The organism is Luteibacter sp. KNZ12-1A, assembly GCF_056755675.1.
Map to the genome: position 1 here is coordinate 1 of NZ_JBPGXU010000101.1, position 13,968 is coordinate 13,968.

General features: G+C 66.4%; 13 protein-coding genes. 9 read left to right on the top strand and 4 right to left on the bottom strand.

What is annotated here, in order from left to right; translation table 11 throughout:
- Positions 1–138: 138 nt before the first annotated feature.
- From putA to ACR9ZJ_RS16020, 3 genes are all read left to right on the top strand, one after another.
- Complete coding sequence (gene putA / locus ACR9ZJ_RS16010; protein ID WP_481288294.1) at positions 139–3,291, top strand: bifunctional proline dehydrogenase/L-glutamate gamma-semialdehyde dehydrogenase PutA; 3,153 nt, start codon at positions 139–141, stop codon at positions 3,289–3,291.
- 323 nt (positions 3,292–3,614) lie between these two features.
- Positions 3,615–4,214 carry a hypothetical protein gene (locus ACR9ZJ_RS16015; RefSeq protein ID WP_481288295.1) on the top strand — a complete coding sequence of 200 codons (600 nt, stop codon included), beginning with the start codon at positions 3,615–3,617 and terminating at the stop codon, positions 4,212–4,214.
- Positions 4,215–4,332: 118 nt separating this feature from the next.
- A complete protein-coding gene (locus ACR9ZJ_RS16020) occupies positions 4,333–5,280 on the top strand; it encodes a hypothetical protein (RefSeq protein WP_481288296.1) in 948 nt (315 codons plus the stop codon).
- A 47-nt stretch (positions 5,281–5,327) separates the two neighbouring features.
- On the opposite strand, the gene dcp is transcribed toward ACR9ZJ_RS16020, so the two are convergent.
- The 3 genes from dcp to bioD form a co-directional block, all read right to left on the bottom strand.
- Positions 5,328–7,508: a peptidyl-dipeptidase Dcp gene (dcp, locus tag ACR9ZJ_RS16025; protein ID WP_481288297.1), complete on the bottom strand. Its 2,181-nt coding sequence runs from the start codon at positions 7,506–7,508 to the stop codon at positions 5,328–5,330.
- A gap of 109 nt (positions 7,509–7,617) precedes the next feature.
- Positions 7,618–7,953 carry a hypothetical protein gene (locus ACR9ZJ_RS16030; RefSeq protein ID WP_481282388.1) on the bottom strand — a complete coding sequence of 112 codons (336 nt, stop codon included), beginning with the start codon at positions 7,951–7,953 and terminating at the stop codon, positions 7,618–7,620.
- A 36-nt stretch (positions 7,954–7,989) separates the two neighbouring features.
- Complete coding sequence (bioD, locus tag ACR9ZJ_RS16035; RefSeq protein ID WP_481288298.1) at positions 7,990–8,661, bottom strand: dethiobiotin synthase; 672 nt, start codon at positions 8,659–8,661, stop codon at positions 7,990–7,992.
- A gap of 74 nt (positions 8,662–8,735) precedes the next feature.
- Between bioD and ACR9ZJ_RS16040 the strand changes: the two genes are divergently transcribed.
- The gene (locus ACR9ZJ_RS16040; RefSeq protein ID WP_481288299.1) at positions 8,736–9,224 is read left to right on the top strand and encodes a GAF domain-containing protein; all 489 of its coding nucleotides are present in this window, start codon (positions 8,736–8,738) and stop codon (positions 9,222–9,224) included.
- A gap of 57 nt (positions 9,225–9,281) precedes the next feature.
- Here ACR9ZJ_RS16040 and yihA read toward each other — a convergent pair whose 3' ends face one another.
- Complete coding sequence (yihA, locus tag ACR9ZJ_RS16045; RefSeq protein ID WP_371022435.1) at positions 9,282–9,926, bottom strand: ribosome biogenesis GTP-binding protein YihA/YsxC; 645 nt, start codon at positions 9,924–9,926, stop codon at positions 9,282–9,284.
- A 173-nt stretch (positions 9,927–10,099) separates the two neighbouring features.
- On the opposite strand from yihA, the gene ACR9ZJ_RS16050 reads away from it, so the two are divergent.
- The 5 genes from ACR9ZJ_RS16050 (at position 10,100) to ACR9ZJ_RS16070 (ending at position 13,854) form a co-directional block, all read left to right on the top strand.
- On the top strand, positions 10,100–10,903 hold the full coding sequence (locus tag ACR9ZJ_RS16050) for a c-type cytochrome (protein WP_481282385.1): 804 nt from the start codon (positions 10,100–10,102) through the stop codon (positions 10,901–10,903).
- A gap of 80 nt (positions 10,904–10,983) precedes the next feature.
- Positions 10,984–11,865 carry a thiol:disulfide interchange protein DsbA/DsbL gene (locus tag ACR9ZJ_RS16055; protein WP_481288300.1) on the top strand — a complete coding sequence of 294 codons (882 nt, stop codon included), beginning with the start codon at positions 10,984–10,986 and terminating at the stop codon, positions 11,863–11,865.
- A 30-nt stretch (positions 11,866–11,895) separates the two neighbouring features.
- Positions 11,896–12,543 (top strand): thiol:disulfide interchange protein DsbA/DsbL, encoded by a 648-nt coding sequence (locus ACR9ZJ_RS16060; RefSeq protein ID WP_481288301.1) that lies wholly within the window; start codon positions 11,896–11,898, stop codon positions 12,541–12,543.
- A gap of 82 nt (positions 12,544–12,625) precedes the next feature.
- The gene (locus ACR9ZJ_RS16065; protein ID WP_481282382.1) at positions 12,626–13,453 is read left to right on the top strand and encodes an endonuclease/exonuclease/phosphatase family protein; all 828 of its coding nucleotides are present in this window, start codon (positions 12,626–12,628) and stop codon (positions 13,451–13,453) included.
- Positions 13,450–13,854 (top strand): hypothetical protein, encoded by a 405-nt coding sequence (locus tag ACR9ZJ_RS16070; RefSeq protein WP_481288302.1) that lies wholly within the window; start codon positions 13,450–13,452, stop codon positions 13,852–13,854. Before ACR9ZJ_RS16065 ends, ACR9ZJ_RS16070 begins: the two co-directional genes overlap by 4 nt.
- Positions 13,855–13,968 lie beyond the last annotated feature (114 nt).

Sequence of the window (13,968 nt, forward strand, 5' to 3'; positions counted from 1 at the left end):
GGTGGGGGCGCTACGCGGCCGGCCCTTCGGGGCGCTGCCGGGCCTCGCGCGTTCCCCACCAGGGCTCGCTTCCGCAATAACCCACGAAAGGCCGTGCTCCCCTACAATGGGCGGTCTCCCACGCCCTCATCGCCCCCAGTGAATCCCACCATCCTTCGTTCCGAACTCCCGACCGGCGCCGAGCCGGCGCGTGCGCGCATCACGGCTGCCTGGCTGCGCGACGAAACCGAGGCCGTCAACGACCTGCTGGCCCAGGCCACCCTGCCCCCGACCGAACGCGAGCACGTGATCGACGTCGCCGCGGGCCTGGTCACGCGCGTCCGCGCGCGGGCCAAGGACCAGAGCGCGGTCGAGTCCTTCATGCGCCAGTACGACCTTTCCTCCGAGGAAGGCGTGCTGCTGATGTGCGTCGCCGAGGCGCTGCTGCGCATTCCCGACAAGGCCACGGCCGACAAGCTCATCCGCGACAAGCTGGGCGAGGCGGACTGGAAGAAGCACCTGGGCCGCAGCGAGTCGCTGTTCGTCAATGCCTCCACCTGGGGCCTGATGCTCACCGGCCACCTGGTGAACCTCGCCGAGGAAACCCGCCACGACTTCAGTTCCGCGCTGCGCCGCCTCGTCGGCCGCGCGGGCGAACCGGTGGTGCGCCTGGCCGTGCGCCAGGCCATGCGGATCATGGGCCACCAGTTCGTGATGGGCCGCACCATCAAGGAAGCGCTCGACCGTTCCGCCGAGAAGGAGCACGCGGTCTACCGCTATTCGTACGACATGCTCGGCGAATCCGCGCTCACCCAGGCCACCGCGGAGCGCTACCAGCAGGACTACCGCGACGCGATCAACGCGCTCGGCGCACGCGGCCCGTTTCCGAACAACCTGGAAGCCCCGTCGATCTCGGTGAAGCTCTCGGCGCTGCATCCGCGCTACGAGGTCGCCAATCGCGCCCGCGCCCGCGCCGAACTGGGCGCGAAGCTGCTCGAACTCTCGCAGCTGGCGTTCAAGAACGGCATCGCCCTATCGGTGGATGCCGAGGAAGCCGATCGCCTCGAGCTCTCGCTCGACATCATCGGCGATGTCTTCGAGCATCCGTCGCTCGAAGGCTGGAACGGACTGGGCATCGTCATCCAGGCCTACCAGAAGCGCGCGCCGTTCGTGATCGACTGGGTCACCGAGAAGGCCCGCGCCACCGGCCGCCGCTGGTTCGTGCGCCTGGTGAAGGGCGCCTACTGGGACGCGGAGATCAAGCGCGCGCAGGAGAACGGCCTTTCCGGCTACCCGGTCTACACGCGCAAGCCCAACACCGACGTCTCCTACCTCGCCTGCGCGCGGCGCCTGTTCGCCGCCGGTGGCGACGCCGTGTATCCGCAGTTCGCCACGCACAACGCGCACACCATCGCCGCGATCCACCACATCGCGCAGGGCCGCCCGTACGAGAACCAGCGCCTGCACGGCATGGGCGCGGATCTCTACGCCGAGGTGATCGGCAAGGACAAGCTCAACGTGCCCTGCCGCGTCTACGCGCCAGTCGGCAGCCACGAGGACCTGCTTCCCTACCTCGTCCGCCGGTTGCTCGAGAACGGCGCGAACACCAGCTTCGTCAATCGCGTGGTCGACGAGAGCGTGCCGGTGCGCGACCTCGTCGCCGATCCGTGCGAAACGGTGCGCGCCTTCGCCTCCATTCCCCACCCCCGCATCCCCTTGCCGGTCAATCTCTACGGTGAACTTCGGAAGAACTCCATGGGCATGAACTTCGCTAACGACAACGAGCTCAACGAACTCGCCGACGCCGTCAACAAGCACAGCGGCCCCTGGACCGCGGCACCGCTGGTCGCCGGCGGCGGCACCGGCGGCGCGAAGGTCGAAGTCACCGATCCGTCGGACCGCCGCCGCATCATCGGCACCGTGGAAAACGCCGATCCGGCCCTGGTCGACCAGGCCCTGGCCGCCGCCGTGAAGGCGCAGCCGGGCTGGGACCGCCTTCCGGCCGCGAGCCGCGCCGCCATCCTCGAACATGCCGCCGAACAGCTGGAGCACAATCGCGCCGAGTTCATCGCGCTGTGCGTGCGCGAGGCGGGCAAGAGCCTGCCGGATGCCATCGCCGAGATCCGCGAGGCCGCCGACTTCCTGCGCTACTACGCCACGATGGCGCGCCGCCTGTTCGGCCAGCCCGAACAACTGCCGGGCCCCACCGGCGAAAGCAACCAGTTGTTCCTCAACGGCCGCGGCGTGTTCGTCTGCATCAGCCCGTGGAACTTCCCGCTGGCGATCTTCCTCGGCCAGGTGGCCGCCGCGCTGGCCGCGGGCAACGCGGTGATCGCCAAGCCGGCCGAGCAGACGTCGCTGGTCGGCTATGCGGCGGTGAGGTTGCTCCACGCGGCAGGCGTGCCGGCGGATGTCCTGCAATATCTGCCCGGCGACGGCGCCACCGTCGGCGCCGCGCTCACCCGCGACCCGCGGGTGGCCGGCGTGGCCTTCACCGGCTCGACCGAAACCGCCTGGGCGATCAATCGCGCGCTGGCCGCACGCAACGCGCCGATCGCAGCCCTCGTCGCCGAGACGGGCGGCCAGAACGCCATGATCGCCGACTCCTCCGCCCTGCCGGAACAGATCGTCAAGGACGTCATCGCCTCGGCCTTCCAGTCCGCCGGCCAGCGCTGCTCCGCGGCCCGCGTGCTGTTCGTGCAGGAAGACATCGCCGACAAGGTGATCGCGATGCTCGCCGGCGCGATGGCCGAACTGAAGGTCGGCGATCCGGGCCTGCTGTCGACCGACGTGGGCCCCGTGATCGACGAGGACGCCCGCCAGATCCTCGTCGACCACGCCGCGCGCATGGATCGCGAGGCGAAGAAGATCGCCGAGGTCGCACTGCCGGAATCCGCCGCCCATGGCACGTACTTCGCCCCGCGCGCGTACGAGATTCCGTCGCTGGCCACGCTCACCCGCGAGATCTTCGGTCCCGTGCTGCACGTGATCCGCTGGAAGGGTTCGGAACTGGACAAGGTCGTCGAGCAGATCAACGGCACCGGCTTCGGCCTCACGCTGGGTATCCACAGCCGCATCGACGACACGATCGAGTACATCCAGAGCCGCGCACGCGTGGGCAACTGCTACGTCAACCGCAACCAGATCGGCGCGGTGGTCGGCGTGCAGCCGTTCGGCGGCGAGGGTCTCTCGGGTACCGGTCCGAAGGCAGGAGGACCGCACTACCTGCTCCGCTTCGCCGGCGAACGCACGCTCACCATCAACACCACCGCCGCGGGTGGCAATGCATCCCTGCTGACGATCGGCGAATAACGCCGACAATCCAGCTACCACGACCGCGCCCGTGAGGGCGCGGTTTTTTTGCTTCGCGGAAGCCTTGATACGGCTCGGCTTCGTCATCGCGGTTGTTTGTGCGTCGAGGCAGCGGGAGCCGCCATCGCTAAGCCGTTTCGGCAAGACGCGACCCACGCTACGTCGGGCTGGAGAATACCGAAGCCGCCGAATGCAATCCCTCGGTGGCCATTCCCGATCAGCCCTGTCATTGACCGGTCCTCCCGCACGCCTACGCCATAAGGCGTATTGCGACGCGCACAAGTACCTTGCTTAGCTAGTGGTTCACCAGGGAGGGTTGCGACATGACGTTGCCACTACGGATCATGCCCGTGTCATCCACGGGTTCGAGGAATGCGTTGCCGGGAGTTCCGACCGGCCGGATGGAGCGAGGCGGGAAGACCCACTCATGGGACGATCCGCGCCTGCGTTCGTTGCTCGAAGGCAACGGAGGCGTGCTTGGCCCTTGCGCGATCGAGCAGCACTTCGGCGATGAACACCTCGGCCTCGTCAGGGCGGGAGGGATGCTCGCGCTGCCCGCGCTCGTGATCGTCGCGGGCGAGGCCGATGCGATCATCGAGCAATCCGACGACGGCAACGTACTGACCGGCCGGCGTAGTTCCTCGAACGACTGCCGGCTGATCTTCCGGCATGCGTACGGGCGCGTGCGCTGCACATTGCGTACCGTGGGTAACACGGGAGATGTGCATATCGGGCTACTCGAGCATCGGCGTTTCGACGAGGTGCAGGCCATCAACCTCATGCGCCCAAGGGGCAACCGCGGCGACACGCGCGGCAGCCTGTGGACGACGATTGAATACTACGCCGACCCCCTGTGCGAATTGCAGGGCATCGCATGGCGTGGCGGGCTCATACAAATCGCGAGCATCTCGCTGTCGCCCTGAGCGATGTAAAACGCAATCCCAACTTGCGATCGTACCCTTGTCAGCCGCACTCCTCCGCGCGCGCTGCTATGCTGCGCGCGGCCAATGAGGCCGCACTGACATTCCAGGGAGGAATGAATTGAAACGCAAGCTACTATCCACGCTCGTTCCGGCATTCATCGCACTCGCTCCAGGCACCGCATGGTCGGCGCGCGGTGTCGATCTCGAAACCTTCGACCAGGCCCGTGCCGGCATCATCCAACCGGGCGACGAACTCAAGCTCGAACATTTCCGCATCGCCGCTGCGCATGACGGCGCCGCTGTCATCAAGCCCGTCGAACAGCCGGATGGCCTCGCCTACGGTCTCGCATTAGGCGGTGTCGAACGGGCCGGGTCCGCTTCGGTCGACATTCAATTCGATAAACCGCTGCGAAGCGTGGCATTCACCGTCGTCTTGCCGCCTGGCGCGCCGGCACTCGCATCCACGGCCACCCTCTACATCGATGAACTCGAGCGCCAGTCGCTCATGCTCCAGCACGGCACGACGGCCAACCGGCTGCGGCTCGCCATGAGCGTGCCGGAAGGGCAAGTCTTCAACAGGCTTTCCCTGCAATTGCAGCGCGGCGCGTACATCGACGGCGTCGAAATGCATTCGCCCCCCGTTGCCGACGGTACGCTGATCGACTTCGACGAGACCCCTTCGGGCCCGCTACAGGGCTTGATCAACCAGGATCACTACATGATCCTCGCCAATTCCAGTGGACTGGAAATCGCACCCGCCAGCGATGGGAATACCTCGGGACAGGTGCTGAGCAGCACCGAGGCGACGGGCAACGATGCCGTCCTGATGTACCGCACGGAACGCAACTCCTTCGATCTTACCGTCGTACCCGATCCGGCGGGCGAGCCCGCCACGATCGAGTTCCTCGGCGCCGGCGACTTCGCCATGCTGCACTCGATTCGCGTCGATCCGGCGGGCGGGCCGCAACGCCTGTCGTTCACGGCTCCGAGAGGATCGAGCCTGCAGGGCATACGCTGGACGGGCGGAAAGCTGCGCATCGACGAGGTGATGCTTCGATCCAGATAAGGAAAGGGCCCCTCGGGGCCCTTTCTCATATCGACGCGGATCGGAACTTACTTCAACCCGCGATCCTTGAGCATCGGCTCGATGCTCGGGTCCTTGCCGCGGAAATCGCGATAGAGCTTGCCCAGTTCGACGGTATTTCCCCGGGAAAGGATCTTGTCACGGAAGACCTGACCGTTCTCGCGGGTGAGCCCGCCGTGCTCCTTGAACCACTGGAAGGCATCGGAATCGAGCATCTGCGTCCACAGGTAGGCGTAGTAGCCGGCGGCGTAACCGTTGCCCCATATGTGTTGGAAGTAGCTCGAACGATAGCGCGGAGGCACCTGCGGCAGCGTGAAGCCGGCGTTCTTCAGCGCGCCGGCTTCGAACGCGTCCACATCTTGCTTGGCGCCACCGGGCGGCAGCATGTGCCACTGCATGTCCAGCAGGGCAGCGGAAATCAACTCGCTCATCGCGTAGCCCTGGTTGAAGCTGCGCGCCTTCTTGATCTTCTCCACCAGCTCGGCCGGCATGGGCGCGCCGGTCTGGTAGTGCTTCGCGTAATGGGCGAATACCTGTGGATCGGATGCCCACTGTTCGTTCAGCTGCGAGGGAAACTCGACGAAATCGCGCGCGGTACTGGTGCCGGAAAGCGAGGGGTACTGCGCATCGGCGAACAGGCCGTGCAAGGCGTGACCGAACTCGTGGAACATCGTGGTCACGTCGTCGAACGATAGCAGGGCCGGCTGGCCCGCGGCCGGCTTGGTGAAGTTGGCGACGTTGTACACCACCGGTTTGGTGCCGAACAGCTTCGACTGGTCGACGAGGTTGCTCATCCAGGCGCCGCCGTTCTTGTTGTCGCGCTTGAAGTAGTCGCAATAGAACAGCGCCATCGAGGTACCGTCCTTGTCGAACACCTCGAATACGCGCACATCCGGCTGCCATACCGGGATGTCCTTGCGTTCCTTGAAGGTGATGCCGTAGAGCTGGGTGGCCGCGTAGAACACGCCGTTCTGCAGCACGTTGTCGAGCTCGAAGTACGGCCTGATCTGCGCCTCGTCCAGGTCGTACCTGGCCTTGCGAACCTTCTCGGCGTAGTGATCCCAATCCCAGGCCTGCACCTGGAAACCACCGTTCTCCTGGTCGATCACCTGCTGGATATCCTTCGATTCCGCCGTCGCGCGGGCGACGGCGGCGGGCGCCAGGCGTTCCATGAATTTCTCGGCCGCCTCCGGCGTCTTCGCCATCTGGTCGTCGAGCTTCCACGCCGCGTAATTCGGGAATCCGAGCAGCTTCGCGCGGTCGGCGCGCAGCTGTGCGATACGGGTAATGATCTGGCGGGTATCGTTGGCGTCACCGTGTTCGGCGCGTTCCCACGAGGCCTTGAACAGTTTCTCGCGCGTGGCGCGATCGTTCATCGCCTGCAGTGGGGGCTGCTGTGTCGTGTTCTGCAAGGTCACCACGTATTTGCCGTCGAGCTGACGGTCCTTGGCAGCCGCGGCGGCGGCATCGATATCGGCATCGGACATGCCGTCGAGCGCCTTCCTGTCGTCGACCACCAGGGCGGCGGCCTTGGTCGCGGCCAGCAGCTGGTTGGTGAATTTCGTGCTGAGCGTCGACTCTTCCTTGTTCAGCTCCTTGAGCTTGCCCTTGTCCGCTTCGGAAAGCTTCGCGCCCTCATGGACGAAATCGTCGTAGGTCACCTGGAGGAGACGGGCGGATTCCGGATCGAGGTTCAGCGAAGCGCGCTTCTCGTAGAGTGCTTCCACCCGCTTGAACAGCTTGTCGTTGAGGTAGATCGCATCGCTGTGCGCGGCGAGCTTCGGCGATTCCTCTTCCTCGACCTTCTGCAAGGTGTCGTTGGTGTTGGCACCGGTGAGCGTGCTGAACACGTTCTCGACGCGCTTGAGCAGGACGCCGGTCTTCTCCAGGGCGACGACGGTGTTCTCGAACGTGGGCTCCTCCGGCGCGTTGGCGATCGCCTCGACCTCGGCCAGCTGCTGCTTCATGCCTTCTTCCAGCGCGGGCTGGAAATCCGCATCCACGATCTTGTCGAACGGCGGTGCCTGGAACGGCAACGAACTCTGGGTCAGCAACGGGTTCTCGTGCGCGGTGGACGCCGCGGTCGTCGCGGGCGCGGGCGCGCTTCCCGGCGAGGCGGGCGCGGCGGCCTTGTCGGCCTCGTTGGACGACGAACAAGCGGCGGTAAGGGCGATCGAAGTGGCGATCACGAGTGTGCGGACCTTGAGCATGGTCGAGGTATCCCCTGACGGTGAAAGTCACCGACTCTAGCCGTGGTGGCGTATCCGGAACAACCGCCATCCGTCAGGGCGTTCTATCGCCGACAAGGCCGGCGATGTCTTACCGGGTGTCGCGAAGCTCCCAGCTGGATCCGATCAACAGATTCAGGCGGTGTTTCACGATCCGCATCGGCAACGAGGTGGTGAGCTTCACGTCGTTGCGGTCGTTCGAGAGTTCGCCCGTGGCGGAGGCGGAAGCATCCGTCACCCCGAGGCCGGGATCGACCTCGTCCGGCTCCGGCTGCCTGGCGCGCCAGCGCTGGAACAGGTTGTCACTGCGCATCGCATCGGCGATGTCGGCGGCCAGTTTCTCCGGGCCGATGCCTTCGAAGGAAAGGTCAGGGTCCGGGCCCTTCGCCTTGCTCATGTCCTTGACGGAAAGATAGTAGGTGGTCATGACCGACTAGTTAGGATGAAACGCGTGAAGGGGCCGTCAGCCCAGCGGGCCGAGGTCGATGAGAACGGCCGCGTCGGCAGGCGCCACGCGGTAGGGCAACACGCCCAGGCAGGGCGCGGGCAGGTGGTCGCGCAAGGTCTGGATGTTTTCCTCCAGGAGGGGCATCGCCGGCTCGATCGTGTTGGCGATCCAGCCGGCCAGTCGACAACCATCGGCCTGTATCGCCCGTGCCGTGAGGCGCGCATGACTGATGCAGCCCAGGCGCACTCCCACCACCAGCACCACGGGCAGGTCCCAGCGTGACGGCATGTCTTCGGTCGACATGCCTGTCGCCAGCGGCACCATCCAGCCACCCACGCCTTCGACCACGACGCGGTCGTAATCGCGCGCCAGCGACTGGAAGGCCGCGTCGAGTGGCGGCCACTCGATGGCGCGTCCGGCGCGCGCGGCGGCCAGGTGCGGCGCGACAGCTTCCTCCAGCGCCACGGGATTGACCCTTTCATAGGCGGGAGGCGGTGCGCTGGCGGCCTGCAAGTCCAGGGCATCCTGGTTGCGCATGCCTTCCGGATATCGTGCGGAACCGCTGGCGACGGGCTTCATGCCGGCCACGCGCTCGCCCGCCCTGCGGAACGCATGGACGAGGGCCTGGGCCGCGTGCGTCTTGCCGATGCCCGTGTCGGTACCGGCGACGAAGATATGGCGCGACATCGTGCAACAGCCTTGCGGAATACGGGACGTGGCACCATACACCGCTTCGCCCACGAATCGCTCCAGGAACCGCCATGTTCGAAACCAAGGCCATCGCCACCGACGACAAGGCCACCCTGTACGCCGAGCTGGTCCAGCAGGCCGAGGGCCTGATGCATGGCGAGCCGGACACGATCGCCAATGCCGCCAACTTCGCCGCGCTCGTCTACGACGCCGTGCCCGACCTCAACTGGGCTGGCTTCTACCTGTTCGACGGCACCGAACTGGTCGTGGGACCGTTCCAGGGCAAGCCCGCCTGCATTCGCATCGCCCTGGGCCGTGGTGTCTGCGGTACCGCCGCGCAGACGCGACAAACGCAGGTGATTCGCGACGTGCACGAGTTCGACGGCCACATCGCCTGCGACGCGGCATCGAATTCCGAGATCGTGGTGCCCCTGGTGAAGGCCGACGGCAGCCTGTTCGGCGTGTGGGACGTCGACAGCCCGTCGGTCGCCCGCTTCGACGACGAGGATCGCAAGGGCATGGAAGCGTTGTGCCGCGCCTTCATGGCGACGCTGGCCTGAAAGAATCGTCACCTACCTTCGGGTGGGAAGCTGTAAGACCAGCCGAAGGTAGCCGCGTCAGAGTTCGTGTGGGCGCGGTGTCGCCAGCAGTTCCATCACTCGGGCGCGCGCTTCTTCCACGCCGGTTTTCGCGGTGGAGGAAAAGACCTGCGCCGTGCCGGGCACGCCGTTCGCACGGAAGTCCTTGCGCAATGCCTCCAGCGCGGCCGATGCCTGCCCACGCGAGAGCTTGTCGGCCTTGGTCAGCAATACGTGGCAAGGTAGCTCGGTAGCCGCGCAGAAATCGAGCATCGTCCGGTCGAAATCCTTCAGCTCGTGGCGGATGTCCACGATCAGGACGATGCCACGCAAGCTGCGGCGCATCTTCAGATAGGCGTCGATCTCGCCGCGCCAATGCTGGCGCATCGCCTCGGGCACCTTGGCGTAACCATAGCCGGGCAGGTCGACCAGGCGGGCGTCGACGGGCGCGGCACCCTCCCGCTTCAGCGGCGGCAGGTCGAACACCACCATCAACTGCGTGCGCCCGGGCGTCTTCGAGGTCCGGGCCAGGCCGTTATGCCCCGTGAGCGCGTTCAATGCGCTCGACTTGCCCGCGTTGGAACGCCCCGCGAAGGCCACTTCGGCACCCTGGTCGTAGGGAAGCTGGGTGATTTCGTGGGCGGCCAGCACGAAACGGGCGCCATTGAGGGGATTGGAGGACATGGATAAGTGGCCGGCGGGGCGCAGGGAAACGGAGGCCCGGCAGTGTATGCGATCGGGCGTGGCGACGCGCGCGACGCGGTTTGACCGGGCTCTCCCGCGCCCCCCATAATCTTTTGGTTGAGACGCGGCAGGGTACGCGTCCCGGTCCGGAAAGTTCCCCCTTGGAGAGACTTATGAAGTTTCGGCACGCCGCCGCTGCCATCACCGCGTTGCTCGTCATGCATGCAGCCGCGGGCCAGACCGCAACTCCCGCCAAGCCGGCGAGCGCGCCGGCTCCGGCCGCCACGGCCGCCGCCAAGCCGGGCGCGAATCCGGCCACCGATCCAGCCACTCCGGGCATGCCGGCAGCCGAAACGGCCACCGCGCCCGCGGGTGCCACGGCCGCGCTGAAGCCGGGTGACGCCACGGCCGGACAGGGCAAGGCCGCCGCCTGCGGTGCCTGCCACGGCATCGACGGCAATTCCACCGACCCGCAGTACCCGCGCCTCGCCGGCCAGAGCGAGCAGTACATCGCCGCGCAGCTGGCGGACTTCAAGTCGGGCAAGCGCATGAACCCGATCATGGTCGGCTTCGCGCAACCGCTGTCCGAGCAGGACATGCACGACATCGGCGCCTACTTCGCCGGCAAGGCGTCCCTGCCCGGCGTGGCCGACCAGGCGCTGGTCGAGCAGGGCCAGACGATCTATCGCCAGGGCGATGTCGACCGCGGCATCCCCGCCTGCATGGCGTGCCACGGCCCGGACGGCCGCGGCAATCCGGGAGCGCACTATCCGCAGCTCACCAGCCAGCATGCGAAGTACGTCGAGGCCCGCCTGAAGGGCTGGCACGACGGCGGCACGCCGAACGACGGCCCGCACACCAAGATCATGGTCTCGATCGCGCAGAAGCTCGACGACAAGGACATCGCGGCCGTGGCCAGCTATATCGAAGGCCTGCATACGAACGAACCGACGGCCGCCGCACCCGCGACGCCCTGATGGCGTTAAAGTTGGAAGATCGGACGGGCCCTTCGGGCCCGTTCCTGTTTAAGAAGGTAAGAAAAGGACCCCACATGCGTATGCGCCTTCCCCTCCTCTGCGCCGCCCTGATCGGCCTCGCCGCCTGCGGCTCGGGCAACAACGACAGCGCCACGGCACCGCCCGCCGCCTCGACCGCGGCCCCGGCGGCGACGCCGGCCTCGCCCTCCACGGCGGCGGCCACGCCCGCGCCCGCGACGACGGCCGCACCGGCCGCCAGCGGCAGCGCCACGCCCACACCCGCACCGGTCGCGAGCGCCGCCGCCGACGACGACAATCGTCCCGCCGCGAAGCCGTTCGTCGATGACGGCAAATGGGTCGAAGGCAAGCATTACTTCCGCATCGATCCCGTCCAGCCGACCAGCACGCCTGGCAAGATCGAGGTCACCGAGGTGTTCTCGTACGGCTGCCCCGCCTGCTTCCAGTTCCACGGCGTGGTGGACGAGCTGGCCAAGAGCCTGCCCAAGGGCGCGGTCATGACCTATACCCCCGCCTCGTTCCGCCCGGACGAGAACTGGCCGCTGCTGCAGCGCGCCTATCTCACGGCACAGGCCTTCGGTGTCGACAAGCAGAGCCACGATGCCTTCTTCGACGCCGTGTTCAAGAGCGGCGAACTCGGCATCATGGACCAGCAGTCCGGCAAGCCGAAGGCCCAGTCGGCATGGCCGACCATCGACGACGTGGCCAAGTTCTACGTCAAGTACGGCGTCAAGCCCGACGAATTCGTCGCCACGGCAAACTCCTTCACCATCAACACCAAGATGAAGCGCGCCGATGAACTGATCCGCGCCTACGAGGTCGATAGCACGCCGACAATCGTCGTCAACGGCAAGTACCGGCTGACCCCGATCACCGCCGGCGGCTATCCGCAGGCGGTCGAGCTCACCCAGTGGCTCGTCAGCAAGGAAGCCGCGGGCAAGTAACCGCGCACTCGACCCACTTCGGAGACATCCATGTTCAAGCGTCTTTCGCTCCTCTTCGTCGGCCTGGCCATGACCGCCGCCTGCAGCGCGCGCCCCGCCGACGACGCATCCACCCCGGCCTATGCCGAAGGCACGCAGTACGTGGCCACCGGTACGCCGCAACGCCTCGACCCGAAGAACGGCAAGGTGGAGGTCGTCGAGGTGTTCTCGTACGGCTGCATCCATTGCGCGCATTACGAGCCGAAGGTCGAGCAGTTGCAGAAGGAACTGCCCAAGGGCGTGGTGTTCCACGCCATCCCCGCGGCGTTCAACGACGCCTGGCTGCCGTATGCGCAGGCCTATTACGCGGCGAAGAAGCTCAACGCGCTACCGGCCACGCACGCCGCGTTGTTCAAGGCCATCCATGAAGAGCATTACCCGTTGCGCACGCTCGACGAACTCGCCGACTGGTATGCCCAGCATGGCGTGGACAAGGCGAAGTTCCTCGCCGCCGCCAACAGCGCCGAAACACGCGACCGCATCCTTGCCGACACCAAGCTGATCCAGGCATGGGGCATCGACGGCACGCCGACCATCGTCGTGGACGGCAAGTACCGCAGCGCCCAGATCAAGGACTTCGACGAGCTTAACGGCGTTTCGAAGTTCCTGGTCGACAAGGAATTGAAGGACGGCAAGTAAGCCCTTCCCCATCGATGCCCTCCGTTCACACGGCGGAGGGCATCCTCTGGCCTCCCGGCCAGTCGAGACCCCACGCCGTATCATGACCCGCGCCACGCCGAATCCATCGCCCGCTCCCGAGCGCACATTGCGCCTGTTGAGCTGCAACATCCTCGCCGGCGCGAGCGTGCAGCGTTACAGCGATTATTTCACCCGCAGCGTCAACGCCGTGCTGCCCGGCCGGACGAAACTGGCGAACCTGGATTCGCTGGCCGAGTTGCTTCACGAGTTCGACGTCGTGGGCTTGCAGGAAGCCGATGCCGGCAGCCTGCGTTCGGGTTTCCTCAACCAGACCCGCTACATCGCCGAAGCGGCCGGCATGCCCTACTGGAGCCACCAGCCGAACCGGCCGATGGCACGCGTGGCGCATTCGGCCAACGGCCTGCTGAGCCGTATCGAGCCCAGCGAGGTCATCGACTATCCGCTGCCTGGCCGGATCAAGGGCCGCGGCGCGCTCTTCGTCCGTTTCGGCCATGGGCCCGATTCGCTGGTGGTGGTCATCGCGCATCTCTCGCTCGGCGCGGCGGCGCGCCTGGGCCAGCTCGCCTTCATCGCCGAACTGCTCGCACCGTATCCACATGCGGTGCTGATGGGCGACCTCAACACCGAGCCGGCCAGCTTCGAGATGCGTCATCTCTTCGACAAGACCGCCCTGCAACCACCTTCGGTGGCGACCCCGACCTTCCCCAGCTGGAAGCCGCGGCGCGCCCTCGACCACATCCTCACCTCGGCGGACATCAAGCTCGAGCGCACGTGGACCTTGCCGCGCGCCTTCTCCGACCATTTGCCGCTGGCCGCCGAGATCCGCCTGCCGATCGCCCTCGCCCAGGCATCCGGCGCGGCGTCATTGATCCATACAGGAACCCCATGAAATCCAGCCTTCGCGTCGCCCTGCCCTGGGCCGTCATCGTCGCTGTCGCCCTCGTGGCCGGACTGCTTCGCTACGGATTCATCGAGCCGTCCGACCTGGGGCATGCATGCGATGCGAAGAGTGGCCCGTGGTGGTGCGTGCCGCGCAACGTCATCGTGCAAGGCTTCCTCAACTACGGCTATGGCTATGCCGCCGTGCTGGCGGCCCTGGTAGCGGTGTTCCGGCGAAACACCTTCACCGCCACGCTCGCCGCCTCGCTGGGCGTCGTCGCGTTGCAGTTGTATTGCTACGAGGGCGGCGCCCTCGCGCTGCTGATCGGCTCGCTACGGCTGGTGCGCGTCCAGTACAGCAGAACCGTGGTGGGAGCCGACCCTGTCGGCGATCGCTCAGCAGCGGGCTAAATCATGGCAAGCACCCATCGCCGACAAGGTCGGCTCCCACCCGCCTGAGGCGATATCCCACGGCAGCGGGGTAGCCGGAGGCAAGCACCCATCGCCGCTGAAGCGGCTCCCACA

What these genes read in the sequence shown, in the direction of transcription:
- ACR9ZJ_RS16050 (WP_481282385.1), top strand. Translation starts at nt 10,100, where the DNA reads ATGAAGTTTCGGCACGCCGCCGCTGCCATCACCGCGTTGCTCGTCATG.
- ACR9ZJ_RS16040 (WP_481288299.1), top strand. Translation starts at nt 8,736, where the DNA reads ATGTTCGAAACCAAGGCCATCGCCACCGACGACAAGGCCACCCTGTAC.
- dcp (WP_481288297.1), bottom strand. Translation starts at nt 7,508, where the DNA reads ATGCTCAAGGTCCGCACACTCGTGATCGCCACTTCGATCGCCCTTACC.
- ACR9ZJ_RS16015 (WP_481288295.1), top strand. Translation starts at nt 3,615, where the DNA reads ATGACGTTGCCACTACGGATCATGCCCGTGTCATCCACGGGTTCGAGG.
- ACR9ZJ_RS16060 (WP_481288301.1), top strand. Translation starts at nt 11,896, where the DNA reads ATGTTCAAGCGTCTTTCGCTCCTCTTCGTCGGCCTGGCCATGACCGCC.
- ACR9ZJ_RS16070 (WP_481288302.1), top strand. Translation starts at nt 13,450, where the DNA reads ATGAAATCCAGCCTTCGCGTCGCCCTGCCCTGGGCCGTCATCGTCGCT.
- ACR9ZJ_RS16065 (WP_481282382.1), top strand. Translation starts at nt 12,626, where the DNA reads ATGACCCGCGCCACGCCGAATCCATCGCCCGCTCCCGAGCGCACATTG.
- ACR9ZJ_RS16030 (WP_481282388.1), bottom strand. Translation starts at nt 7,953, where the DNA reads ATGACCACCTACTATCTTTCCGTCAAGGACATGAGCAAGGCGAAGGGC.
- bioD (WP_481288298.1), bottom strand. Translation starts at nt 8,661, where the DNA reads ATGTCGCGCCATATCTTCGTCGCCGGTACCGACACGGGCATCGGCAAG.
- ACR9ZJ_RS16055 (WP_481288300.1), top strand. Translation starts at nt 10,984, where the DNA reads ATGCGCCTTCCCCTCCTCTGCGCCGCCCTGATCGGCCTCGCCGCCTGC.
- yihA (WP_371022435.1), bottom strand. Translation starts at nt 9,926, where the DNA reads ATGTCCTCCAATCCCCTCAATGGCGCCCGTTTCGTGCTGGCCGCCCAC.